Source organism: Pelagibacterium sediminicola (assembly GCF_003390885.1).
Taxonomy (GTDB): Bacteria; Pseudomonadota; Alphaproteobacteria; order Rhizobiales; family Devosiaceae; genus Pelagibacterium; species Pelagibacterium sediminicola.
The window spans coordinates 35,681-61,581 of the sequence record NZ_QMEL01000009.1; the positions used below are offsets into that span (position 1 = coordinate 35,681).

20 protein-coding genes are annotated in these 25,901 nt (G+C 63.7%); 17 read left to right on the forward strand and 3 right to left on the reverse strand.

Going from position 1 to position 25,901, the window contains the following annotated elements:
* Positions 1–43: 43 nt before the first annotated feature.
* The 15 genes from tolQ (at position 44) to serA (ending at position 18,953) form a co-directional block, all read left to right on the forward strand.
* Positions 44–748 (forward strand): protein TolQ, encoded by a 705-nt coding sequence (tolQ, locus tag DQG18_RS13400; RefSeq protein WP_116654752.1) that lies wholly within the window; start codon positions 44–46, stop codon positions 746–748.
* Positions 748–1,206, forward strand: coding sequence for a protein TolR (tolR, locus tag DQG18_RS13405; protein WP_116654753.1), 459 nt, complete (start codon positions 748–750; stop codon positions 1,204–1,206). The genes tolQ and tolR overlap by 1 nt, the downstream gene beginning before the upstream one ends.
* A 4-nt stretch (positions 1,207–1,210) precedes the next feature.
* Positions 1,211–2,284, forward strand: a complete 1,074-nt coding sequence (locus DQG18_RS16185; protein ID WP_157970161.1) for a cell envelope integrity TolA family protein — start codon at positions 1,211–1,213, stop codon at positions 2,282–2,284.
* A 132-nt stretch (positions 2,285–2,416) separates the two neighbouring features.
* Positions 2,417–3,727: a Tol-Pal system beta propeller repeat protein TolB gene (gene tolB, locus DQG18_RS13415; RefSeq protein WP_116654754.1), complete on the forward strand. Its 1,311-nt coding sequence runs from the start codon at positions 2,417–2,419 to the stop codon at positions 3,725–3,727.
* 390 nt (positions 3,728–4,117) lie between these two features.
* The gene (gene pal, locus DQG18_RS13420; protein WP_198669771.1) at positions 4,118–4,612 is read left to right on the forward strand and encodes a peptidoglycan-associated lipoprotein Pal; all 495 of its coding nucleotides are present in this window, start codon (positions 4,118–4,120) and stop codon (positions 4,610–4,612) included.
* Between the two features lie 141 nt (positions 4,613–4,753).
* Entirely contained in the window at positions 4,754–5,716 is a 963-nt protein-coding gene (gene ybgF / locus DQG18_RS13425; protein WP_157970162.1) for a tol-pal system protein YbgF, read from the forward strand.
* The gene (gene tilS / locus DQG18_RS13430; RefSeq protein WP_116654756.1) at positions 5,710–6,969 is read left to right on the forward strand and encodes a tRNA lysidine(34) synthetase TilS; all 1,260 of its coding nucleotides are present in this window, start codon (positions 5,710–5,712) and stop codon (positions 6,967–6,969) included. Before ybgF ends, tilS begins: the two co-directional genes overlap by 7 nt.
* A 136-nt stretch (positions 6,970–7,105) precedes the next feature.
* Complete coding sequence (ftsH, locus tag DQG18_RS13435) at positions 7,106–9,043, forward strand: ATP-dependent zinc metalloprotease FtsH (RefSeq protein ID WP_116654810.1); 1,938 nt, start codon at positions 7,106–7,108, stop codon at positions 9,041–9,043.
* Between the two features lie 187 nt (positions 9,044–9,230).
* The gene (locus DQG18_RS13440; protein WP_116654757.1) at positions 9,231–10,991 is read left to right on the forward strand and encodes a methyl-accepting chemotaxis protein; all 1,761 of its coding nucleotides are present in this window, start codon (positions 9,231–9,233) and stop codon (positions 10,989–10,991) included.
* A 109-nt stretch (positions 10,992–11,100) separates the two neighbouring features.
* Positions 11,101–11,958: a class I SAM-dependent methyltransferase gene (locus DQG18_RS13445; RefSeq protein ID WP_157970163.1), complete on the forward strand. Its 858-nt coding sequence runs from the start codon at positions 11,101–11,103 to the stop codon at positions 11,956–11,958.
* Positions 11,959–12,062: 104 nt separating this feature from the next.
* Positions 12,063–13,406: a phosphoglucosamine mutase gene (glmM, locus tag DQG18_RS13450; RefSeq protein ID WP_116654759.1), complete on the forward strand. Its 1,344-nt coding sequence runs from the start codon at positions 12,063–12,065 to the stop codon at positions 13,404–13,406.
* Positions 13,407–13,508: 102 nt separating this feature from the next.
* Positions 13,509–14,264, forward strand: coding sequence for an outer membrane protein (locus tag DQG18_RS13455; protein ID WP_116654760.1), 756 nt, complete (start codon positions 13,509–13,511; stop codon positions 14,262–14,264).
* 259 nt (positions 14,265–14,523) lie between these two features.
* Complete coding sequence (locus tag DQG18_RS13460; RefSeq protein WP_116654761.1) at positions 14,524–15,819, forward strand: NCS2 family permease; 1,296 nt, start codon at positions 14,524–14,526, stop codon at positions 15,817–15,819.
* 182 nt (positions 15,820–16,001) lie between these two features.
* Positions 16,002–17,192 (forward strand): phosphoserine transaminase, encoded by a 1,191-nt coding sequence (locus DQG18_RS13465; RefSeq protein WP_116654762.1) that lies wholly within the window; start codon positions 16,002–16,004, stop codon positions 17,190–17,192.
* A 171-nt stretch (positions 17,193–17,363) separates the two neighbouring features.
* Positions 17,364–18,953, forward strand: a complete 1,590-nt coding sequence (gene serA, locus DQG18_RS13470) for a phosphoglycerate dehydrogenase (RefSeq protein ID WP_116654811.1) — start codon at positions 17,364–17,366, stop codon at positions 18,951–18,953.
* 51 nt (positions 18,954–19,004) lie between these two features.
* Here serA and DQG18_RS13475 read toward each other — a convergent pair whose 3' ends face one another.
* Positions 19,005–19,922 carry a DMT family transporter gene (locus DQG18_RS13475; RefSeq protein ID WP_198669772.1) on the reverse strand — a complete coding sequence of 306 codons (918 nt, stop codon included), beginning with the start codon at positions 19,920–19,922 and terminating at the stop codon, positions 19,005–19,007.
* 157 nt (positions 19,923–20,079) lie between these two features.
* Between DQG18_RS13475 and DQG18_RS13480 the strand changes: the two genes are divergently transcribed.
* Positions 20,080–21,369: an adenylosuccinate synthase gene (locus DQG18_RS13480; RefSeq protein WP_116654764.1), complete on the forward strand. Its 1,290-nt coding sequence runs from the start codon at positions 20,080–20,082 to the stop codon at positions 21,367–21,369.
* 61 nt (positions 21,370–21,430) lie between these two features.
* The gene (locus DQG18_RS13485) at positions 21,431–23,407 is read left to right on the forward strand and encodes a hypothetical protein (protein WP_116654765.1); all 1,977 of its coding nucleotides are present in this window, start codon (positions 21,431–21,433) and stop codon (positions 23,405–23,407) included.
* An 8-nt stretch (positions 23,408–23,415) separates the two neighbouring features.
* On the opposite strand, the gene DQG18_RS13490 is transcribed toward DQG18_RS13485, so the two are convergent.
* Together DQG18_RS13490 and DQG18_RS13495 are read right to left on the reverse strand one after the other, a co-directional pair.
* Complete coding sequence (locus DQG18_RS13490; protein WP_116654766.1) at positions 23,416–24,048, reverse strand: ATP-binding cassette domain-containing protein; 633 nt, start codon at positions 24,046–24,048, stop codon at positions 23,416–23,418.
* Positions 24,032–25,657 carry an ABC transporter permease family protein gene (locus tag DQG18_RS13495; RefSeq protein ID WP_157970164.1) on the reverse strand — a complete coding sequence of 542 codons (1,626 nt, stop codon included), beginning with the start codon at positions 25,655–25,657 and terminating at the stop codon, positions 24,032–24,034. Before DQG18_RS13495 ends, DQG18_RS13490 begins: the two co-directional genes overlap by 17 nt.
* Between the last annotated feature and the right edge of the window lie 244 nt (positions 25,658–25,901).

Sequence of the window (25,901 nt, forward strand, 5' to 3'; positions counted from 1 at the left end):
CGGCATCCCGCGCGCCCCAAAAGGTTAAGGTTCAATGGAAGCTATGGAAGCAGTGGGGAACGCGGCGGCCCACACGGACTTCTCACCGCTCGGCCTGTTCTTGATGGCCGACATCGTGGTCAAGCTCGTGATGCTGGGGCTGCTCGCGGCCTCGATCTGGTGCTGGGCCATCATCATCGACAAATCGATGATGTTCACCCGCGTGCGCCGCGACATGAACCAGTTCGAGAAGACCTTCTGGTCGGGCCAGTCGCTCGAGGAGCTTTACCAGACGCTGTCCCAGCGCCCGGCATCGGGACTGGCCGCGATCTTTGTTGCGGCGATGAAGGAATGGAAGCGCAGTCACGAGCAGAACGCGGCCTCCTATATCGGGGTGCAGGCGCGGCTCGACAAAGTGCTCGACGTCGCCATCGCGCGCGAAAGCGAGGACCTTGAAAAGCGGCTGCCCTTTCTTGCAACGGTCGGGGCGGCGGCGCCATTCATCGGCCTTTTTGGTACGGTATGGGGCATCATGAATGCCTTTTCGTCCATTGCGTCGGCCCAGAGCGCCAGTCTTGGCGTGGTCGCCGGGCCGATCGCCGAGGCGCTGTTTGCGACCGCCATCGGCCTTGTTGCGGCCATCCCCGCCGTTATCGCCTACAACAAGCTTTCGGGCGACGCCAATAAGTTGACCGGGCGGCTGGAAGGGTTCGCCGATGAGTTCGCGGCGATCCTCGGCCGCCAGCTCGAAGCGCGGAGCCGCAAGTAATGGCGATGGGCGTGCAAGGGTCCAGCCGGGGCGGCGGACGCCGCAGGCGCGGCTCGCGCGCCCGGTTGATGAGCGAGATCAACGTTACCCCGTTCGTCGACGTGGTGCTGGTGCTGCTGATCGTCTTCATGGTCGCAGCGCCCATGATGACCGTGGGGGTCGCCATCGATCTGCCCCAGACCCAGGCGCGCGAGATGGAAACCCCACGCACCCCGATCACCATTTCGGTGACGCCCGATGGTGCGGTGTTCATCGATGACGAGGCTGTCGCGCTCGAAGGGCTTGTGCAGGCGGTTGCCGACCGCGCGGAAAGTACCGAGGACCGCATCTATGTGCGGGGCGATGCCACGGCCAATTACGGCGCGGTGATGCAGGTGATGGGCACGCTTTCGGGCGCGGGATATGCGCGGATCGGGTTGATAACGGAACAGGCTCCCGCGCTTCCGGCAGGACAGTAACGCCATGAAGTTGGGAACCACCGTATCGGTGCTCGCCCACACGGCATTGATCGCCCTGGGGTTGATGAACCTCACGGGCAGCCGCGAGCTTGCGCCCAATATGGTGGATTCCATTGCCATCGATCTTATCCCAATCGAGGAATTCTCCTCGATCCGGGTGGGAACGCTCGATAGCGACGTGGTCGAAAGCGAGGCGCCATCGGCGGTGGATTCGGAAGAACCAGCCGAACTGGCCCAGCGGACCGGCAATACCGAAACCGACCAGCCCACGCCCGAAATCACCGATGTGGAAACCCCGGCGCCCACCATCCAGACCGCGCCCGAGCCTGAACCCGAGCCGGTCGAGGTGCCAGAGCCCGAGCCTCTGCCCGAACCGACGCCGCCGCCAACCCCCACGCCCCGGCCCGAGCCAGAACCCGAACCTGCCCCGGCGCCCGCGCCGGAACCGGAACCCGAGCCCATGCCCGAGCCGGAGCCCGTCGAAACCCCGGCGGTCGTGGAAACCGAGCCTGAGCCAGAGCCCGAACCGCAGATCGTGCCGCCCAGCCCGCCGCGCGTTACGGCTTCGGTCGAGCAGGCGCGCGCCGAGTTCGCGCGCCGTCAGGAAGAGCAACGTCGCGAGGAAGAGCAGCGTCGGCAGCAGGAGCAGGCCCGTCAGCCGCTGCCCTCCGACATCGCGGACCGGGTGGCCGACATCATCAACAACGAAACATCACGCGGCGCGACGACCGGTGAGGGCGGCGAGCAGGCGCTCGGCCGTCCCACGGGGCAGGCCTCGCGGCTGACGCAATCGGAGCAGGACGCGCTGGCAGCCGCCATGCGCCGGTGCTGGAACCCGCCCATGGCGGCGATGAGCACCGACGGGCTGACCGTAAGGCTGCTGGTTTCGCTCGGCCCCAACGGCGCGGTGACCGGCCAGCCGCAGATTCTTTCTGCGATCACCGACGATCTGGTGCGTTCGACCGCGCTGGCGGCCCAGCGCGCGGTGCAGCAGTGCGGGCCCTACACCATGCTCCCGGCGGACAAATATGAAGAGTGGCGGCAGGTGGACGTAACGTTCGATCCGCGCGACCTTTAGGGGCTGGGGCCTTATCGATTTTCCGACACGATTGACGTGTAGGGGAATGCGCAACGAATTCGGCCTCTCCGGAATTGGGTTTCTGGAGAGGTCTGCCGGACAGGGTCCGGCAAGCGATGGAGATGAAGAAACATGACGCTTTTGACCCGCAGGTCGGCTTTGAGGCTTGGGTTGTCCGGCGCGGCAATGCTGGCCGCGAGCCCGGTGCTCGCGCAATTGCGCATTACCGTGACAGGCGGCAATTTCACGCCGCTGCCGATCGCCGTTCCCGACTTTTCGTCCAGTGATGCCGCGTTCGGGGCCGAAGTCGCCCAGGTCGTGCGCAACAACCTCACCAATTCGGGGCTGTTCCGCGTGATCGATCCGGCGGGCTATCCCCAGCGCGTGGGCAGCGCCAGCGCGACCCCCGAATTTGCCTCCTGGCGCGGTACGGGTGCCGATGCGGTCGTGATGGGCGACGTCAATCGCGGCGCGCAGATCCAGTCGAGCCTGCGGCTCTGGGATACGACGGCGGGCGCGCAGGTGACCGGCAAGGCCTATGGCACCGACGCCAATTCCTGGCGGCGCATCGCGCATATGGCCTCGGATGCGATCTATACCGGGCTGACCGGGGAGACGGGCTATTTCGACACCCGCATCGTCTATGTGGCCGAGAGCGGGCCCAAGGCCAACCGCGTCAAGCGCCTCGCGATCATGGATCAGGACGGGTTCAACAACCAGTACCTGACCGATGGCCGGCTTTCGGTCATCACCCCCAGGCTTTCGCCCAACGGGCAGAACATCGCCTATATGGCGTTCGACGGGCCGAACAGCTCGGGCATCTTCGTGCTCAACCTTGCCACCGGCCAGCACCAGTCGATCGGGCGGTTCGGGCAGATGAGCTTTGCCCCGCGCTTTTCGCCCGACGGACGGCGCCTGGCCTTTTCGGTGACGCAAGGGGCGACGACCAATCTCTATGCTCTCGATCTGGGCGGCGGCCAGCCGGTCGTCCTCACAAACGGCTCGGCGATCGACACCTCCCCGTCCTATTCACCGGACGGGCAGCGCATCGTTTTCGAGTCCGACCGTGGCGGGCGCCCGCAAATTTACGTGATGAGCGCCAATGGCGGCGGGGCGGAACGCATCTCCTATGGCGATGGCTCCTATTCCACCCCCGTGTGGTCGCCCAAGGGCGATCTGATTGCCTTTACGCGCCAGTCCGGCGGCCAGTTCTCAATCGGCACGATGCGGCCCGATGGCGGGGGCGAGCGGATACTGGCCACGTCCTATCATGCCGAAGGTCCGACCTGGGCCCCCAACGGCCGCGTCTTGATGTTCTTCCGCGATCCAGGCGGCAATGACGGCCCGGCGCTTTATTCTATCGACATCTGGGGACGCAACGAGCGCCGGGTGGCGACGGAGGGGTTCGCGTCCGATCCGGCGTGGTCGCCTTTGCTGACGTAGTTACCCGCTTCCGGTCGCAAGATAAGGTTCGGCTTCGCCGAATCCCCCCTCCCAACCTCCCCCACAAGGGGGGGTGCTGGCCTTGAGCGTATGGAGACGGCCAAGCAAAAGAAACACCCTCCCCTTGATGGGGAGGGCCGGGGAGGTGTGAAGCCACACGCGCAATCGCGTACGATAGCTCTGCCGGAAGGGGAAGAGGGGGTATGCGATATCTCCGTTTGCACAAATGCAACAGTTGTCCATGTCCCGGATCGGGACGCCGGTTCTCTACGCTCTGCGCCGCATTTGCGCCCGATTAAGCGGGAATTAACCAAGCTGGCACACCCGCAATTAAGATAACGGGGTGTAAAAGCGCTAACCACAATTGATCCGATCTGGAGCTATTTCGCTATGGGTTCGACCATGCCCCTCTATCGCCTTGGCAAAGGCTTTCTCATGGTGGCGCTGCTCGTCATCGTCGCTGCCTGCGCGCGCACGCCATCGACCGGCGTCGGCAATCTCGGGCCGGGTGAGGGCGGAGGCCCTCCGGGCAGCCAGCAGGAATTCCTGGTGTCGGTCGGCGACCGGGTGTTCTTTGAGACCGATTCATCGATCCTGACCGCCGATGCACAGGCCACCCTCGACAAGCAGTCCCAGTGGCTTGCGCAATATCCGCAATACCGTATCGTGATCGAAGGCCATGCCGACGAGCGCGGCACCCGCGAATACAATATCGCGCTTGGCGCGCGCCGCGGTTCGGCGGTCGTCAACTATCTCGTGTCGCGCGGCATTCCGGCCAACCGGATATCCTCGGTGTCCTACGGCAAGGAGCGTCCGGTGGCGATCTGTAACGATATTTCGTGCTGGAGCCAGAACCGCCGGGCGGTCACAGTCCTGACAAACTGACGGGCCAGAGAACACCCCGTACTGGAGGCATAGCGCCGGGACCGCGTATCTGGTTCCGGCGCTTCTTTTTTGCCAGAATAATGCTTTAATCGGGTAGAGCAGTACAAAAGTACGTCCGGCGGGTGAAAAGGAGAGGTTTTCGTGACGAATTTGGTTTCGCGTCTGGCGACACGGGGGCGGCAGGTCTTGGCCGTTGCCGGTGTCGCCGGACTTTTGACGGTCGCGATGACCGTTTCGGGACAGGGGCAGGGGAACGACCTTGCCGCGATGCAGGTGCGGCTCGACCAGCTCGATGAGCAGGTGCGGGTCTATTCGGGCCAGATCGAGGGCCTGCAGTTCCAGATGACCCAACTGCAAACGCTGATCGAGCGCATGCAGGAGGACAACGAGTTCCGCTTTCAGCAACTGGAAGGCGGTGCCTCGGGGGAATCTGATGCGGTAACCCCATCCGGCGGCGCGATGCCAGCCGAACGGTTACCGCAGGACCCCCAGCTTCCCGACGATCTTTCCAATGTGCCGGTCGAAATCGACGGCAGCGTGCTCATGGGCGATGAGGACCTTTATGGCGACACACCGCCGGACGGCGAGGGGTTGTTCGCCAGCGAGGTGTTCGGTGAGGACGGCGTCGTCCTCGGGCCGCCCGAGGGCGAACTGGGTTCGACCCCGCCCTCCCAGCCGCTCAATCTCGACTTCGACCCCAACGCGGTTCCGCTCAATGACGGGGACGCCAACGCCCAGTATCAGGCGGGCTACGATGCCATCGTGCGGGGTGAATATGCCTTTGCCGAGGACCAGTTCAGCCAGTTCGTGGCGCTGTTTCCCGATCATCCGCAAGCCCCCGACGCCACCTATTGGCTTGGCGATGCGATGATCCAGCGCGGCGCCTATGACGAGGCGGCGGCCATGCTGCTCACCGGGTTCGAGAGCTATCCCACCTCGTCGCGGGCGCCCGATATTCTTCTGAAACTCGGTGTGGCGCTGCACGGGACGGGAGAATTCGATACCGCCTGCCGGACCTATAGCGAAGTGCTGCGACGCTATCCCGATTCCACCCAGGCGTTCAAGGACAGGGTGGCCGCCGAACAGGCCCGCGCGGGGTGCTGAGCGGCAGGAGCGACAGACTGGCCGGGCTCGACCCGGCAGCGCTGCTTGCGCCGGTCGCGGAGCGAAAAAAAATCGGGCTCGCCGTTTCGGGCGGGCCCGATTCACTTGCATTGCTGGTTCTGTTTTCCGCGTGGCGCGAAACCGCCGCCGCCCCGGAGGCGGTGGTTTATACACTCGATCACGGGCTGCGGCCGGAATCGGCGGCGGAAGCCGAGATGGTGCGGCGGATCGCGGTCGAAGAGGGATTTGTAGTACGGGTGCTGCGTTGGAAGGGCGATAAACCCCAAGCCGGTCTTCCCGCCGCCGCGCGCGCAGCACGCTACCGGCTGATCGGCGAGGCGATGCGGGCTGATGGCGCGGAGGTGCTGGTCACCGCCCATCACCTTGACGATCAGGCCGAGACGGTGCTGATGCGGCTCGCCCATGGGAGCGGCGCGGGCGGGCTGGGCGCGATGCGCGCCTTCGCCGATGTCGAGGGGGTAAAGGTTTTCCGGCCCCTGCTTGGAGTGCCCAAGGACAAGCTCGCCGCGATCGTTGCCGCCCATGGGCTCGATGCAGCGATCGATCCGACCAATGCCGATCCCGGTTACGAACGGGCCCGCTGGCGGGCCATGTGGCCCACGCTCGATGCGGCGGGCCTGACATCGGAACGGCTCGCCCGGTTCGCCCAACGCATGCAGCGGCTTGACGCGCTGGCCGAAGAGGTTGCTGCCGATCTCTGGCGCGCCGAGGTCAGCGTCGATGATTTCGGTGTGATTCATATCGCCGCCAATGTTTTTGGCGGGGTTCAGGAGGAAGCGGGGCTGCGCATTCTGTGGCGCGCGCTGCGGCATGCGGGAGCCAGGCAGCAGGGCGATCTTTTGGCTGTGGAAACGCTTTATCGCCAGATCTCAAGGGATGAAGTTACAGCCCCGGTAACGCTGATGGGGGCGGTTGTCGCGCCCGGTTCGATGTGGGTTCTGGTCTATCGCGAGGCGGGGCGCAAGGGGCTGCCGAGAGTGCATGCGCGGGCGGGAGACGTTACGGTTTGGGATGGGCGCTTCTCTGTTGAGTCCCCGGTTGCGTTGACTATCGCGCCTGCTTTGGCCCTGACGCGCGAGCGGTTCGTCGCCCTCACCGGAGAAGCGCCGGATGTGCCGGTTGCCGCTCTGCGCACGGCACCGCTGGTCAGCACCGAGGATGGCGAGGTGCTGGCGCTGGGCGCGCGCCTTTTCGATGCGCGGATCAAGGTGAACCATGTTGCGTTAACCTGACGGGCGGAAACTGCGGTAAACCCGCACCGCACCCAAGGCTTGCCCTTGTATCGACGGAATGGCGGGCTTACATTCGTGACCAACCCGCGCGCCTCGTGCATTTCGCGCGCACCTCCGCCTCTGCTGGACAGGAATGATGAACGGAAATTTTCGCAACTTCGCTATCTGGCTGGTGGTCTTGATGATGCTGATGGGCCTGTTCCAGGTCTTCCAGTCGTCCACCCGGACCATCGCCGCAACCGAGCGCACTTACAGCCAGTTTGTCAGCGACATTGAAAATGGCCGCGTCGCCGACGTCGTCATTACTGACAATATCGTCAATGGAAGGCTCAGCGACGGCACCCGCTTCGAGGTGACGATCCCGCAAGGCGCGGATATCATTTCCCGGCTCGAGGACCGCGGCGTCAACATCACCGCCCGCATGCCGGAAGGTTCGCCCTTCTGGTCGATCCTGCTGTCGAGCTGGTTGCCTTTCCTCGTCCTGATCGCGGTGTGGTTCTTCTTTATCCGCCAGATGCAGGGCGGCGGGCGCGGCGGGGCGATGGGCTTTGGCAAGTCGCGCGCCAAGCTTTTGACCGAGTCGAGCGGAAAGGTGACGTTCGAGGATGTGGCGGGCGTCGAGGAAGCCAAGCAGGACCTCGAGGAAATCGTCGAATTCCTGCGCGATCCGGGCAAGTTCCAGCGCCTTGGCGGGCGCATTCCGCGCGGTGTGCTGTTGGTGGGCCCTCCGGGCACCGGCAAGACCTTGCTGGCCCGTTCGGTGGCCGGCGAGGCCAATGTGCCGTTCTTTACCATTTCGGGGTCGGACTTCGTCGAGATGTTCGTGGGCGTGGGCGCGAGCCGCGTGCGCGACATGTTCGAGCAGGCCAAGAAGAACGCGCCGTGCATCATCTTCATCGACGAGATCGACGCCGTGGGCCGCCAGCGTGGCGCCGGGCTCGGCGGGGGCAATGACGAGCGCGAACAGACGCTCAACCAGTTGCTGGTCGAGATGGATGGGTTCGAGGCCAATGAAGGCATTATCCTGATCGCCGCGACCAACCGTCCCGACGTTCTCGATCCTGCACTTCTGCGTCCGGGCCGTTTCGACCGTCAGGTCGTCGTGCCGAACCCCGACGTGGGCGGGCGCGAGCGTATCCTCAAGGTCCACGTGCGCAAGGTGCCGCTGGCGCCAGACGTCGATCTGAAGGTTCTAGCGCGCGGTACGCCCGGTTTTTCGGGCGCGGACCTCATGAACCTCGTCAACGAGGCGGCCCTGATGGCCGCGCGGCGCAACAAGCGGTTCGTCACGCACGCCGAATTCGAGGACGCCAAGGACAAGATCATGATGGGCGCCGAGCGGCGCACCATGGCGATGACCGACGACGAAAAGAAGCTCACCGCCTATCACGAAGCCGGTCACGCCCTGATCAGCCTCAAGTTCAACAAGGTGCTCGATCCGATCCACAAGGCGACGATCATTCCGCGCGGGCGCGCGTTGGGCATGGTGATGTCCCTGCCTGAAAAGGACACCTATTCGTTCAGCCGGGAAAAGGCGGTGGCGCAACTGGCCATGGCCTTTGGGGGGCGCGAGGCGGAGATCTACAAGTTCGGCGCCGAAAAGGTGACCTCGGGCGCCTCGGGCGACATCCAGATGGCCACCAATCTGGCGCGGGCCATGGTCATGGAATGGGGTATGAGCGAAAGGCTCGGCCGCGTGCGCTACAAATCGAACGACCAGGAAGTCTTCCTCGGTCATTCGGTGACCCAGTCCCAGCACATGTCGGACGAAACGGCCAAGCTGATCGATGAGGAAGTGCGCACGCTCGTCGAGGAGGGCGAAATGACCGCCCGCACCCTCATTCGCGAGAATATCGACCAGTTCGAGGCGATTGCGCAGGCGCTGCTCGAATTCGAGACCCTGACGGGCGACGAACTGCGCGGGCTGATGAATGGCAAGCAACCGGTGCGCGATACCGATATCGACTCCACTCCCAAGGGGACCGGCGTGCCCAAGGCGGGCAAGCTGGTCAAGAAGAAGTCCGGCGATGCGGGTGAGCCCGATGCCGGTATGGAGCCCCAGCCCGGCACCTGATTGGGACAAGCCGGCAATAAATAAAGAAAGACCGCTCTTCTTGAGGGCGGTCTTTTTCATTTGTCTGTCACCGTGCGTAAAAACACCGAGCGCTTGCGTAAATACAGTTTTAATTCCCTGTGTTCAGATTATCGGGCAGGGACGCTTATCGTGACTGCATACGGGATTTCAGACCGAGGGGCTGGATATGTTCAGACGAGGCGGCGGCAGGGGTGCGTGTTCGGACGCATTGGCGAAGGTCGATGCCATCGACCGTTCACAGGCGGTGATCGAGTTAACAGTCGACGGTCTGATCGTCGATGCCAATGAAAATTTCCTCAACGTGATGGGTTACCGGCTCGATGAGATCGTGGGCCAGCACCATCGGATATTCGTCGATCCCGAATATGGGCAGAGTGAGGCCTATAGACGGTTCTGGCAAAGCCTTGCGGCGGGGGATTTCCAGGCGGACGAGTTCCGGCGGTTCGCCAAGGGCGGGCGGGAAATCTGGATACAGGCAAGCTACAATCCGGTGTTCGACAAGGCGGGCAAGCCGGTGGCGGTCATAAAATTCGCCACCGACATCACCGCCCAGAAACTGCGTGCCGCCGATCACGCCGCGCAGATCGCCGCCATCGGGCGGGTGCAGGCGGTGATCTCGTTCTCGCTCGAGGGCGAGGTACTCGACGCCAACGAGAATTTCCTTGATACGCTGGGCTATGGATTGGATGAGATCAAGGGACGGCACCACGCGATGTTCTGCGATTCCGACTATGCCGCAAGCAAAGCCTATGAACAGTTCTGGGGCGAGTTGCGGCGCGGCGAGTTCGTGGCCGGGGAGTTCCGGCGCGTCGGGAAAGGCGGAAAGGAGGTCTGGATACAGGCCAGCTACAACCCGATCCTCGATCCCCAGGGCCGGCCGGTAAAGGTCGTCAAATTCGCCACCGATATCACCGAGCGCAAGCGCGCCGAGGCGATCATCGAGCACCTGACGGCAAGCCTTGAACGCATGGCGGGTGGCGATCTTTCGGGCCGGGTCGAGGAAACCTTCACCGGGCGCTACGAGCAGTTGCGGCAGGCCTATAACCTCACGCTCGAAAAGCTGGTCGGCATCGTCTCGCGGCTCAAGGACACTTCGCATACGGTCAAGACCGCAACGAGCGAACTGCTCTCGGGGGCCAACGATCTGTCCGAGCGCACGACGCGGCAAGCGGCAACGATCGAGGAAACCTCGGCTTCGATGGAGCAGCTTTCGGGGGCGGTGGTCGCGAGTTCCGACGATGCGCGCAATGCGGCGGAAAACGCGCGGATGCTCTCCGGTTCGGCGCGCGAGGGCGGTGCGGTGATGAGCCAGGCCAACGAGGCCATGCAGCAGATTTCGGCGTCCTCGGCCAAGATCTCCAACATCATCGGCATGATCGACGATATCGCGTTCCAGACCAACCTTCTGGCGCTCAACGCCTCGGTGGAAGCGGCGCGGGCCGGGGAAGCGGGCAAGGGATTCGCGGTGGTCGCCATCGAGGTCCGGCGGCTGGCGCAGTCGGCAGCGGATGCTTCGGCGGAAGTCAAGGCGCTGATCGAGGCGAGCGGGGCGGAGGTTGCGGGCGGCAGGCGGCTGGTTGAACAGGCCGCCACCCGGCTCGCCGAAATCCTCAAGGGCACCGAGCAGAGTTCGGAGCTGATCGAGGGCATCGCGCGATCGAGCGCGGAGCAATCGGCGGCGATCGCCGAGATCAACGTCGCGGTGCGCCAGCTCGACGAGATGACCCAGCACAACGCGGCGCTCGTCGAACAGACCAACGCAGCGGTCGAGCAGACCGAGGGCCAGGCGCTCGAGCTCGACAGGATCGTCGAGGTCTTCCGGCTCGATGGCGATACCGCACCGGCAGAGCCTGCGCCGCCTCCGCCCGCAAGGCGCTATCTTGCGCAGGCTAACGCGGCGATCGAGGCCGAGTGGAACGATTTCTGACCCCGCGACCTCCTCCCTGACCGGCAGGCGGGCACGCCTTTCATCGGGCGTGCCCCTTGTCTTTGCCGCCGCGCTTGAGTACCGAGTGGCGCAAACGGAGATTTCCCGCGTGGCCAAGATCGATACCAAGACCGAAGGGCTGGACCTTTACGTTCATGTCGCCAAGACCTTTGCGGATAGCCCCTGGCTGCATTACGGGCTATGGGAGCCGGGCGAGCGGCCCAACATCCCGCAATTGCGCATGGCGCAGGAACGCTATGTCGATCTGCTGTTGAGCCTCATTCCCCCCGCGCCCAAGCGGCTGGTCGATATCGGCGGGGGCACGGGCGAGATGGCAAAGCTGCTGCTCGACAAGGGCTATGTGGTCGACATGGTGACGCCGAGCCACATCCAGGCGGAGATCGCGCGCGACAAGCTGGGTGCGAACGGGCGGGTATTCGAGACCAAATTCGAGGATTTTTCCGAGGCGGGACCTTACGATGTGTGCCTTTTTTCGGAAAGCTTCCAGTATGTCGATCTCGATGTGAGCCTCGAAAAGCTCGGCCAGATCCTTGCGCCGGGCGGGCGGATCGTCATTGCCGATTGCTTCCGTGACGAGGCCTATCAGGGCGACCGGCAGCCGGGCGGGGGGCATCGCTATTCATTGTTCCTCGAACGGATCGCTGCCCACGGCTTCGAGATCGACAAGGACCACGACGTCACCGCCGCCGCCGCGCAGACCATGGCGGTGGACCAGCAGGTCTATCGCGGATTTGTTGCCCCGCTCGCCGATCAGGTGATTTCGCTGTTGCGGGCAAGGCGGCCCATTCTCGCATGGATCGCCAACGGGCTCTACAAGCTCTTCGTGCCCAGGACCGAGCGCGAGAATATCATTGCGCGGCTCAAGGCCGATTATCGCAGCCCCGAGGCGTTCGAGAGGGTCAATACCTATCGCTTCTTGTCTCTCAAACGCCGCAATGATGACTGATCGATAATTTTTCCCGTTTACCGCCGGGCATCAAGACCGCTTTTGTCGCTGTGAGGATGAGAGTATGATCGGGTCTGGCGCTGGCACTTCGAGGGTTTGAGGCAATGGGTCGCAAATATTTCGGCACCGATGGAATTCGCGGGCTGGTCAATGGCGGAAAGCTCACCCCCGAGCTGGCGCTCAAGGTCGGCATGGCGACAGGGCTTTCCTTCAAGCGCGGCGACTACGCCCATCGCGTGGTGATCGGCAAGGATACGCGGCGGTCGGGCTATATGATCGAGAACGCGCTGACCGCGGGGTTCACCGCGGTGGGCATGGACGTTCTCCTGCTCGGCCCGATGCCGACCCCGGCGGTGGCGATGCTCACGCGCTCGATGCGCGCCGATATCGGGGTGATGATCTCGGCCTCGCACAACCCGTTCGCCGACAACGGCATCAAGCTTTTCCGCCCCGATGGCTACAAGCTCTCCGACAGCTCCGAGCTCGAAATCGAAAAGCTGATGGACCAGGATCTGGGGCCGCGCCTTGCGCGGGGCCAGAAGATCGGGCGCGCACGCCGGGTCGAGGAAGCGCGCACCCGCTATGTCGAATACGCCAAGCGGACGCTGCATCGCGATGTCGATTTCACCGGCCTGCGGGTGGTGATCGATTGCGCCAACGGCGCGGCCTACAAGACTGCCCCGGAAGTGTTCTGGGAGCTGGGGGCCGAGGTCATCTCGATCGGGGTTTCGCCCGATGGCTACAATATCAATGAAGGGTGCGGCTCGACCGAACCGGCGCTGTTGATTGAAAAGGTCAAGGAGGTGCGCGCCGATATCGGCATCGCGCTCGATGGCGATGCGGACCGCGTGCTGATCGTCGATGAACTGGGCAATGTGGTCGATGGCGACCAGTTGATGGCGGTGATCGCGCAATCCTGGCATGAGGCGGGCACGCTGCAGGGCGGCGGGCTGGTTGCAACGGTAATGTCCAATCTGGGCCTGCAGCGCTTCCTTGACAACAAGGGGCTTTCGCTCGAACGCACAAGGGTGGGCGACCGGTACGTGCTCGAAGCGATGCGCGGCAAGGGCTTCAATGTGGGCGGGGAGCAGTCCGGGCACATCATCCTTTCCGATTTCACGACGACCGGTGACGGGCTGGTCGCCGCCCTGCAGGTACTTGCTGTGGTCAAGGCCGAGGGCCGAGCGGTCTCGGAGGTGTGCCACAAGTTCGAGCCCGTGCCGCAGCTTTTGCAGAATGTGCGCTTCCAGCGCGGCAAGCCGCTCGAAGACAAGCACATCAAGCAGCTCATCGCCGCGTCCGAGGCCCGGCTGGGTGAAAACGGGCGGCTCGTGATCCGGGAATCGGGCACCGAGCCGCTGATCCGGGTGATGGGCGAGGGGGACGATGCAGGGCTCGTCAACGAGGTGGTTTCCGAGATTGTCACGGCAATTGCCCAGGTTGCGTGATGCGTTCCGCCGCTAAATATTACGGTTAAGCAGGTTTTAAGGAAGTTGCTCTAGCTTTCTTCAACGACAAGACTATTTCGTGCTGCGTTGGGGAAGTTAACAATGAATAAACTGGTCGCATCTATTGCACTGGGCGTTGCGGCTATCGTTTCTGTTCCTGCACTTGCAGCAGATCCGGTTTCCTTCGACTACCCGGTCTACAAGGATTACGTGCCGCCCTATATCCCGCCTGTCGATGTGGGGCTCAAGGGGTCGTTTTATCTTCGGGGCAGCCTGGGGGGTAATTTAGGCTGGGCCCACCGTGTCAATCATCCTGGTCAAAATCCGTCAGTCTTCGATATCGACCGTATGGGCGTAGGCTACAGCGCCGGTATTGGCGCGGGCTTTGAAACGGGGGATGGACTGCGGTTCGACGTCACCCTCGACCACCTCCATAATGATGGCATGTCCACGGTAATTACCGGCGCCGGGCCGGTTGCGCTGGGACGTCACGACCTGCATCTGCGCTCGACCATTGCGCTCGCCAACGTCTACTATGATTTCGGTCTTGGTGATATTGGCCTTTCGGCAGCGGGTGGTGCATTTGGATATGTCGGTGCGGGCGCTGGTCTAGCCTTCAACCGCATGGGCAATGTTGAACCGGGTGCCACTGCGGCGACCAACTGGGGCAGCAATACCAGCTTTGCGGCGGCGGGCATGGTCGGTGTCGGCTATGATTTTGGCGCGCTGGTCGCCGATCTGGGCTATCGTGGGCTCTATATCAACCGGATCGAGAACTCGACCGCGCCGAGCCCCTATCACATCGATCACGCGCTCATCCACGAATTGCGCGCATCGCTGCGCTACCGGTTCAACTGACCGGCTTTCAACGGCATTTCAATCGACGGCGCCTCCGGGCGCCGTTTTGTTTTGGCTGGGTGCTTGCCGCGTAAAAGGGGGCAAAATTCTGCCGATTCGTGATATGGGGCGGCGCGGAAAGCCCCGAGAGGAGAATCTCCACCGAATAATCCGGGTCAAAGCGTCTCACCTCTTGCGCGACTCGCAAATGTGACCAAACCTTGGCATCAGGCGCAATCCGTAGGGCGAGGGCGCCGGTTTCTCAGGGGAGTTCAGAGGCGTGCTGGAAAGTTATTTCAAGCTCAAGGAGCACGGCACATCCGTGCGCACGGAAGTGGTGGCCGGCATCACCACGTTTCTTACGATGGCCTATATCATCTTCGTCAACCCCGACATCCTGTCCACCACGGGCATGGACCGGGACGCGGTGTTCGTGGCCACCTGCCTTGCCGCGGCAATCGGCACCATCATCATGGCGTTCGCCGCCAACTGGCCGGTCGCCATGGCGCCGGGCATGGGGCTCAACGCCTTTTTCGCCTTCACCGTCGTTGCGGCGATGGGGTACACTTGGCAGCAGGCGCTTGGCGCGGTCTTCATCTCGGGCGTCATCTTCCTCGTTCTCACCCTGACGGGGGTGCGCAAATGGCTGATCGATGGCATCCCGCAATCGCTCAGAAGCGCGATTGTCGTGGGTATCGGCATGTTCCTGGCGCTGATCGGGCTCAATAGCGCGGGGATCGTCGTGGGCGATCCCGCGACCATGGTGGCGCTGGGCGATCTCACCGCACCGGGCGCGCTGCTGGCGGTGCTGGGCCTGTTCATCATGGCCGGGCTCGATGCGCTCAAGGTTCGCGGCGCGATCCTGATCGGCATTCTGACCGTCACCGCCATCGCCATGATCTTCGGGTTGCAGGCGTTCGGCGGGGTCATGTCCATGCCGCCCTCGATCATGCCGACGCTGTTCCAGATGGATATTCTCGGAGCGCTGAGCTTCGGGTTCTTCCAGGTGATCCTCGTCTTCGTTCTCGTCGAGGTATTCGATGCCACGGGTACGCTCATCGGCGTCGCCAAGCGCGCCGGGCTGATCGAGCCCGACAAGCCCAACAATCTGGGTCGCGCCCTTCTCGCTGACTCGACCGCCATCATCGGCGGCTCGATGCTCGGCACCTCCAGCACCACGGCCTATATCGAAAGCGCTTCAGGCGTGCAGGCGGGCGGACGGACCGGGCTGACCGCGCTGGTCGTCGCCATTCTGTTCCTGCTGGCGCTGTTCTTTGCGCCGCTGGCGGGCGCCGTTCCGGCCTATGCCACCGCCCCGGCGCTGATCTATGTCGCGTGCCTGATGATGCGCGAGTTCAAGGAAATCGAGTGGGACGACATCACCGAAGCGGTACCGGCGGGCCTGACGGCGCTGGCCATGCCCTTCACCTATTCGATCGCCAACGGTCTTGCCATCGGCTTCATCTCCTATGCGGTCATCAAGGCGGTGAGCGGTAAGGCCAATGTCGTCCACGCCGCGACCTGGCTGGTGGCGGCACTGTTCGTCATCCGGTTCGCGTTCTTCGATCTGCATTAGACGCGCGAAATATCTTCCCAATTTTCAGGCCGGGGGCTCGCGAGGGCTCCCGGCTTTTCCGTGCCCGGCTTCCGGCGCGCAAAAACATCTCCCCCCTTGCGCTCGCCATCCCCTTCCAATATACGCGTCAGCGGGCCATCCCTCCCCAACGAGGGACGACCCATCTGGAAGGATGGAGCGACATGACAGATATTCTTGCGGCCAATGCCGCGCTTCCGGACGTGCGTCCGGCCAATCCCAATTTTTCTTCAGGTCCCTGCACGAAGCGTCCCGGCTGGACGGTCGAGGCATTGGCCGGTGCGCTGGTCGGGCGGTCCCATCGGGCCAAACCCGCCAAGGCGCGTATCCAGCGGGCCATCGAGTTGACCCGCGAACTGTTAGAGGTTCCGGGCGATTATCTCATCGGCATCGTGCCCGCGTCCGATACCGGCGCGGTGGAGATGGCGCTGTGGGGCATGTTGGGTGCCCGGGGCGTCGATATGCTCGCCTGGGAATCGTTCGGCGCGGGCTGGGTGACCGATGTTCAGAAGCAGTTGAAGCTTGACGACGTCCGCGTGCTCAAGGCCGAATATGGCGAACTGTCGGACCTTTCGGCGGTCGATTTTACCCGCGATGTGGTCTTTACCTGGAACGGAACGACCTCGGGCGTGCGCGTGCCGGATGCGGAATGGATCGCGGCCGATCGCGAGGGGCTGACGATCTGCGACGCCACCTCGTCGGCCTTCGCGCAGGACATGGATTTTTCCAAGCTCGATGTGGTGACCTTCTCCTGGCAGAAAGTGCTGGGGGGGGAGGCCGCGCACGGCATCCTCATTCTTTCGCCGCGCGCCGTCGAGCGGCTCGAGAGCTTTACTCCGGCCAACCGCCCGCTGCCGAAAATCTTCCGGCTGACCAAGGGCGGCAAGCTGATGGCCGATGTGTTCGAGGGCGCCACCATCAACACTGTCTCGATGCTCTGCGTCGAGGACGCAATCGACGCCATGGAGTGGGGGCTGTCGGTGGGCGGGCTGAAGGGCCTGCAGGGCCGCGCGGACGCCAACGCAAAAGTTATCGCCGATTGGGTGGCAAGGACGGACTGGGTGGATTTCCTGTGTGCCGACCCGGCGCTGCGCTCGAACACTTCGGTGTGCCTCAAGATCGTCGACCCGCAAGTTGCGGCGCTCGATGCCGATGTTCAGGCCAAGCTTGCCAAGGCCGTCGTCTCCCGGCTCGACAAGGAGGGCGTCGCCTACGACATCGGCGCCTATCGCGACGCGCCTTCGGGCTTCCGCATCTGGTGCGGCTCGACGGTCGAGGCGGCCGATCTCGAAAAGCTCGTGCCGTGGCTCGATTGGGCGTTTGCGCAAGAGAAGGCGGCAGCGCTCAGCGCTTGAGACAAGCATCGCTGGCCCCCTCACCCCCAGCCCCTCTCCCACGAGGGGAGAGGGGGGCTCAAAAGCCGAAACATTCGCAGAATCTGCCCTTCTCCCCTCGTGGGAGAAGGTGCCCCGAAGGGGCGGATGAGGGGGCTCACTCAGGTTTTAAAAAATTCGATGGAGGCCAAGATGGCCAAGGTACTGGTTTCGGACAAGCTCTCGCCCACGGCGGTGCAGATCTTCAAGGATAACGGGGTCGAGGTGGATTATCTGCCCGATCTGGGCAAGGACAAGGACAAGCTGCTCGAGGTGATCGGGCAGTATGACGGGCTCGCCATCCGCTCGGCGACCAAGGTGACCGAAAAGCTAATCGCGGCGGCGGCCAATCTCAAGGTGATCGGGCGCGCCGGGATCGGGGTCGACAATGTCGATATTCCGGCGGCGACCGCCAAGGGCATCATCGTGATGAACACCCCCTTCGGCAATTCGATCACCACCGCCGAACACGCCATATCGCTGATGCTGGCGCTGGCGCGGCAGATTCCGGAGGCCGACGTTTCGACCCGCGCCTCCAAGTGGGAAAAGAACCGCTTCATGGGTGTCGAGGTGACCAGCAAGGTGCTCGGGCTGATCGGGGCGGGCAATATCGGCTCGATCGTTGCCAACCGCGCTCAGGGGCTGCAGATGAAGGTCGTGGCCTACGACCCGTTCCTGACGCCCGAACGCGCCGTCGATCTGGGCGTTGAGAAGGTGGAACTGGACGAGCTTCTGGCGCGCGCCGATTTCATCACGCTCCACACCCCGCTGATCGATGCGACCCGCAATATCCTCAACGCCGAGGCGTTCGGGAAGATGAAGGACGGCGTGCGCATCGTCAACTGCGCACGGGGCGGGCTGATCGACGAGGCCGCGCTCAAGGCGGCGCTCGAATCGGGCAAGGTCGCGGGTGCGGCGCTCGACGTGTTCGAGACCGAACCGGCGGTGGACAATCCGCTGTTTTCCCTGCCCAACGTCATCTGCACTCCCCATCTTGGCGCATCGACCACCGAGGCGCAGGAAAATGTTGCGCTGCAGGTGGCCGAGCAGATTTCGGCCTATCTCAACACCGGCGAAGTGACCAATGCGCTCAACTTCCCCTCGATATCGGCCGAGGAAGCCCCCCGCCTCACCCCGTTCGTCAAGCTCGCCGAACTGCTCGGTTCGTTCGCCGGCCAGCTCACGGAAACGGCGATCAAGGGTGTGCGGATCGAGTTCGAGGGCGATGTCGCCGAACTCAACACCCGTCCCATGGTCGCCGCCGCGCTTAACGGGGTGCTGAAGCCCCTGCTGGGTGATGTCAACATGGTCTCGGCGCCGGTGCTGGCGAGGGATCGCGGCATCGCGGTCGAAACGGTCAACCGCGGCCAGCAGGGGGCGTACGACAACTATATCCGCCTGACGGTTCTTACCGAGCGTCAGGAACGCGGGGTTGCGGGCACGGTGTTTGCGGGCGGCATCCCGCGCATCATCCAGGTCAAGGGGATCAATCTCGAGGCCGAACTGACGCCCTCGATGCTTTACATCACCAACGAGGACAAGCCGGGCTTCATCGGCCGACTGGGTACGCTTCTGGGCACGCTGGGCATCAATATCGCCAACTTCAACCTCGGGCGACTCGAGCAGGGCAAGGATGCCATCGCGTTGCTTTCGATCGACGATGTGCTGGCCGATGCCCAACTTTCCCAGATCGCGGCGCTCGAAGGCGTCGTGCAGGCCAAGCGGCTGATATTCGACGTCTGACCGTTGAGTGGAGAAGGGACGAAGAAGGCCGGAGCGCCGCTCCGGCCTTTTTCATGACCCTACGATGAGCGGGCGGGTGCGCCGGGCGGCTTTTTCGGCAAGGACGATGCCGCCGATGATGAAGAGCGCGGCGATGGCGTGGAACATCTCGATGGTTTCGCCCAGCAGCAGGACGGACAACAGCGCGCCGAACACCGGGATCAGGTTGATGAACAGACTACCGCGGTTGGGGCCGATCAACTCGACGCCCCGCGCATAGGTCGCCTGCGCGACGATCGAGGGCAATAGCGCGACGTAAAGGACGACGAACCAGCCCCTGGCGCTCATCGCCGCTGCGTCGCGCACAAGCCCTTCCACGCCCCCTGCAAACAGCATCTGATAGACCAGCGCGGCGATGGCGGCGAAAAAGCTGGTCGTGGCGATAAAGCTCACCCAGCCGATACGCGGCTTGTGGCGCAGCATCAGGGAGTGGAGCGCATAGAGCACGCAGGCGAGCAGGATCATGCCGTCGCCGATATTGAGATCGAGGCCCAAGAGTCGCGCCGGTGCGCCATGGGTGGCCACGTGGACGACCCCGTAAATGGTCAGCACGACCCCGATAACGTGTAAAGCCGAGGCCCGCACCCGGAAGATCGCGAAATTGCCCACCATCACCAGAATCGGAATGGCGGCCTGGATCATGGCGATGTTGACGCCGGTGGTGTAGATCGCCGAACCGTAGAGCAACGCGTTGAACGAGGTGAAGCCGATGGCGCCGTAAAAGGCCAGCCAGCCGATGCCGCGCCGGATCTCGGCCCATTCCCTGCGTACTGTGCCCCAGGCGAAGGGTGCGATGAGCACGAAAGCCACGATCCAGCGCAGGGAAGAAAGGCCGAACGGGTCGATCTCGCCGATGGCGAATTTGCCGGCAATGATGTTGCCGCCCCAGAACAGGGCGGAAAGGGTCAGCAGCAGGTAAGGCCGCGACATTATGGTAGCCCCGGGACTGGCCGGGGACGCGGGGGCGGGATCGGGTTTTGTCATGGTGGGTCTTGTGCTTTATACACCGGGGACTTATCAGCGTTTCGTCCCACATAGCATGGATATTTGGGGCGGTCAGAACTAACCGAAGAGACAAGGCGCGCAAATGGCGAATGTGGTTGTGGTCGGCTCGCAGTGGGGCGACGAGGGCAAGGGCAAGATCGTCGACTGGCTTTCCGAGCGCGCCGATGTGGTGGTGCGCTATCAGGGCGGCCATAATGCGGGCCATACGCTGGTCATCGACGGGGTGAGCTACAAGCTCTCGCTGCTGCCCTCGGGGCTGGTGCGCGGCAAGTTTTCGGTGATCGGGAATGGGGTGGTGGTCGATCCGCACCATTTCGTCGCCGAGGTGGAAAAAATCGAGGGGCAGGGCATACCGGTCACCCCCGAAGTGCTGCGGATCGCCGAGAATGCGCCGCTCATCCTGTCGCTGCATCGCGAACTCGACGCGTTGCGCGAGGATTCCAATTCCGGGCTCAAGATCGGCACGACGCGGCGCGGGATCGGCCCGGCCTATGAGGACAAGGTGGGGCGCCGGGCGATCCGGCTGTGCGATCTTGCCGAACCCGAAACCTTGATGGCCAAGATCGATCGCCTGCTCGTCCACCATAATGCGCTGCGGCGTGGCATGGGCGCACCGGAAATCGGCGCGCAGGCGATCCATGAGGAATTGTCGAGCGTCAAGGACAGGATCCTGCCCTTCATGGACCGGGTGTGGGAGCACCTCGATGAACGCCGCCGCCGGGGCGAGCGCATTCTTTTCGAGGGTGCGCAGGGGGCGTTGCTCGACAACGACCACGGAACCTATCCGTTCGTCACCTCCTCCAACACGGTGGCCGGGCAGGCCGCGACCGGTTCCGGGCTGGGGCCGGCGGCGGTCGATTATGTGCTGGGGATCACCAAGGCCTATACGACGCGGGTGGGGGAAGGTCCGTTCCCGACCGAACAGGAAAACGAGATCGGGCAGTTCCTTGGCGAAAAGGGCCGCGAGTTCGGCGTCGTCACGGGGCGCAAGCGGCGCTGCGGCTGGTTCGACGCGGTGATCGTGCGCCAGACGGTCAGAACCTCGGGTATCCACGGGATCGCGCTCACCAAGCTCGACGTGCTCGACGGGCTGGACGAGATCAAGATCTGCGTCGGCTACGAACTCGATGGCGAACGCATCGATTACCTACCCGCCTCAATGGGGGCACAAAGCCGAGTCAAGCCGATATACGAGACGCTGGAGGGATGGAAGGAAACGACCGCGGGCGCGCGCAGTTGGGCCGAATTGCCGGCCCAGGCGGTCAAATATGTGCGGCATGTGGAAGAACTCATCGGCGCGCCGGTCGCACTATTGTCGACGAGCCCCGAACGGGAAGACACAATACTGGTCCAGGACCCGTTCCAAGATTGAGTTTCCTTGAGTCAAACATTTTTGTTAGAACCATCGGCGAAAAGTGAATGTTGAGTAGATAATGGCCGATTATCGTGAACTCTTGCGCAGGGCGATCGATGCCCTGCCGGAAAATACCGGCGCCAATCGCCGCGCCGTTTATGAAAAGGCGCGGGGGGCATTGGTGACCCAATTGCGGGCGATCGAGCCGCCCCTTCCGGCGCGCGAAATCACGACACATCGCCTTAATCTGGAAGACTGCATCCGCCAGGTCGAGCAGGAAGCGACCGACAGGCTGCTTGGCCGCTTGCGGGAGGTCGAGGACGAACCGCCCGCGCCGGTCCCGGCCGAACCCGAAATGATCGAGGCTGAAGAACCGATCGTTGACGAGGAACCGGTAGCGGAGGAAGAACCGCAATACGAGGAAGCGGAGGCGGTCGAGCCGGAGCCTGTGTTCGACGATACCGTCGAGGATATCGAGCCGGACGCAGGCGATGACGGCGAGAGCGACCGGTTCGAGGAACCGGTGCTGGTTCCGGCGTCCGAGCCCGCCCAATCGTTCACCGTCGCGAGTTCGTCTTCGATCGAGGACATCATCGCCGAGGCGGAGGCCGCAACGGTCGAGGAACCTCAGGATGCCGCCGAGGAAGCGGTGGTGCCCGAGCCCGCCTTCGATGACGCGCCACCCTTATTGGACGATCCCGCGCCCGGGCCGGACGTCGCGCCTGAACCCGAACACCATTTCATCGCTTCGCCGCGCGAGGTTGAACCGCGCGTCGCAACCCCGCTTGTCGACCTGCACGGACGGCCTTTGGCGCGTGGCAAGGACAGCACAGCCGAACCTGAGGCGGTGATCGCCGCCGCCATGTCGAGCGTGCGCGAGGTCGAGCTTGAGCCCGCGCCGCGCTTCGATGCCGAGGTTTCGGACGCGCAGGTGGCGATAGATCGCGCGATTGCCGCGCTCGACCGGGAGGCGCGCGGCGAGACGCCGGATGAGAAGGACGCAACGCCCGCATCCGATGTCCCCTTGCCCGAAGAGGAGGACAGGGCAACTGACGAGGCCGCGGATGGGACGCCGCGCGGTGTGGGCGCGCTGACGGTTTTCCTGCTCATCGCCGTGCTTTTGCTCGGCGGGGGCGGTGCCGTGGGCTTCTGGGCCTGGCAGCAGGGGTCGATCGATCTGAACGCGATCTTTGCCCAGAGCAGCCCGGCCGAGCCTTCCAATGACGTCGCCGAAGTCGATGGCACCCAGCTTGAGGCGGTGCCGGAGCCTGCGGGCAATACCACGCCGGAAGTGCCCGAAACGCCCGGCGTCAACGGCGAAGCCATGCCGGGCGAAGAACTGCCCTTCGTTGAAACCGAAACGCCGGGGCAGGCGGGAGGCGAACCCGAAATCGCCTTTGAAGACCGCTTGCCCGCCGAGGCGGAAGAAAGCCTCAATGGCGCCGAGGAAACCATTTCCGAGGAGGCTATCGAAGCCGCCGCCGCCGGGCCGCAATCGCTGCTGCTCGAGGAGCAGGCGAGCGGGGCCGTGGGGGCCGTGCCCTATTCGGGGTCGGTCGAATGGGCGCGCGGGTCGGACGAGTTGGGTCATCCCACGATCACCGCGCATGCGACGATCCCGGCGCGCAATCTCGATCTCGACCTGCTGATAAGGCGCAATGCCGATACCAACCTGCCCGCCAGCCATCTGATGGAAGTCAATTTCAAGCTCGCCGAGAGCTTCGTTGGCGGCTCGATCGCCAACCTTCCGGGCGTCCTGCTCAAGGACGAGGAACTGGTGCAGGGCCAGCCCCTGACCGGCGCGTCGGCACGCATCGTGGGCAACTCGTTCCTCTTTGCGCTGTCGAGCGCGTCCGAGCGTGACGTCGAGGCCAATGTGGCGCTGTTGCGCGACCGGAGCTGGATAGACCTTGCGATGGTCTATGGCACGGGGCGGCGCGCCATTCTCACGCTTGAAAAGAGCGAGGAGGGCGCGGCGATCTTCGACGAGGTGATGGCGGCCTGGGACGCGCTTGACGCGGAAAGCGCCGCCGAGGCGGAGACCGAGGCCGAATAGCGCTCAGTTCAGGCGGGCCGCGCCTTTCCATCGGCGATGGCGTAGGTCCGGGCGGCCAGCGCCTGGATGTCCTCGCGCTGGTGGGAAACGAGGATTGCGTGCCATTGCTGGGTCCGCACGAGGTCGGACAGCATGGCGCGGACCGGGCCAGCGGTTGCCTCGTCCAGCCCGGTGAACGGTTCATCGAGCAGCAGGATGGGGCGGTTGCGCAGCAAGGTGCGCGCCAGCGCGACGCGCTGTTTTTGTCCGCCTGACAGCGTTCCGGCCCGACGCTTCGCATAACCCTCCAGCCCCATGCGGTCGAGGCCCTCGACGACGACGGGATCGGTGGCACGCGCGCGCTTTCCAAGCCCGAGTGCGACATTGGCGCCGGCGGAGAGGTGCTCGAAAAGATTGTCGTGCTGGAAAAGGATCGAGACCGGCCGGTCTTCCGGCGCAAGGGGAAGGATCGAACGGCCCGATAGCCGGATATCGCCGCTTGCGGGAATGAGAAAGCCCGCGATGAGATCGAGAAGGGTCGACTTGCCGGACCCCGAGGGGCCCGTGAGCCCGACGATTTCCCCCGCGCGGACGCTCATATCGAAATGGTAGGTCGTGTCGCCACCCTTGTGGCGGAAGGTAAGGCTAGCGATTTCGAGCATGGATCAGGACTTCGAGCATTTTGGGGATGAGAAGAAAGGCGGCAAGGCTCAGCGCCAGCAGCAGTGCGGCAATCGCTTCGGCGTCCTGCGTGCGGTAGGCGCCAAAGGCGCGATACATGTACCAGGGCAGGGTGGAAAAATCGGCGGTGCCGAACAGCGAGATGACGCCAAGGTCGCCAAGCGAAAAGACGAAAGACACCGCGAGCGCGTAACCGGTGGCACGCCCCAGCAGCGGCCATTCGATCCGCAACCATTGGCCGGCGCCCGACAGGCCGAGCGAGCGGATGAGCTTTTCGTGCTGTTTTGCCAGCGCCTCCAGCGGAGGGCTCAATATGGCGAAGGCAAAGGGCAGGGCGATCAGCGCATTGGCAAGGACGAGGACAACGGGCGCGGCAAGGCCGGTGGAGATGCCCAGCAGCCTTGCCAGGAGGAAAAAGCCCAGGGCGAGCACCACGGCGGGGACCGCCAGGTAAGCGAAAACGGGAAGCCCCAAAAGGGTTCTGGCAGCCGCATTTGGGGCTTCGAGCGCGCGCGACATGCCTAGCCCGATGGCCAATGATACGGCAAGTCCGGCGCTGAGGGTCCCCAGAACGAGGCTGGTGCGGAATGCGGCCCAGAAGGCGGGCTGTTGCAGGACCGGGATTAACGCCGGGCCTGCGCCACGTATCAGGACGGCAAGGAGCGGCATGATGAACATGGCGAGCAGGATCGTCAGTATCACGGTCTGAACCACGGCCACGACGCCCCCATCGGGCCAGTGCATGAGGCTGCGGCGCCCGAAAAGCGTCGAAACAGGGGCAAAGCGCGAGGCGGGAATGATGATGGCCGCGCAGGCGGCAAGCTGGACAAGGGCGAGCCCCACCGCCTTGCCCAGATCGAAATCGAGCCGCACCGATTCATAGATGGCGACTTCCAGCGTCTGGTTGGCCGGCCCGCCGCCGAGGACGAGAACGATGGGAAAGCTCGTAAAGCACAAGAGGAATATGGTCGCGCTAACGCCCGGCGCAGAGCCGGCAAGGGCGGGGAGGTCGATGATCGCAAAACGGCGAAGCGGGGAAAGTCCGAGGCTTCGGCCCAGCTTGAGCTTTTCGGGGGGGGTGGCTTCGAGCCGGTCGAGAAAGACACGCGCGGCCAGGGCGCCGTTGAGCAGCACATGGGCGGCGAGGATTCCCTCCAGACCGAAGATGACCGAACCTGATGAGAGTCCCAGAGGATTAAGCAGGACATTGATCCAGCCATTGCGGCCCCAGACGGCGATGAGGCCGGATATGATGACCAGCGAGGGCAGTACCAGCGCCGTCGATAAAAGCCCGACCACAAAGCCGCGTCCGGCAAAGCGCAGGCGATCGAGCGACCATGCGGTGAGCGCGCCGGCAAGAAGGGAAAGCAGCGTCGAAAGCCCGGCCTGAATGACCGACATGCGCACGAGATGGGCAATGTCGGTGGCGGCCGACCCGGTAGAAGCAAAGCGTTGCCCCGCAACAGCAAGCGCCAGGAGCAGGGCCGCGATCAGAAGCGCAACGCAAAGGGCAATGACCCGCCCGGCCATACGCCGCCCCTGCCGCCAGGGACGTGGGGAACCACCGATATCGTCCGTTCTCTTGTTCATCACATCATGGTCTTTTTTTGAGGGGCGGGGCTTTCGATTTATGCTCTGCCTTGGAGCGCTTCGCTAACTGTTCGGCTAACGCCGCCCCCCCTCCCAACCTCCTCCACAAGGGGGGAGGTGCTGGCCTTGTGCGTTTGGACGTGCCCAGGAAAAGGAAGCACCCTCCCCTTGATGGGGAGGGTTGGGGAGGGGTGAAGCCACAAAGGCAAATCCATTTGCGGTAGCCCTTCTTCCTACTCCCCTG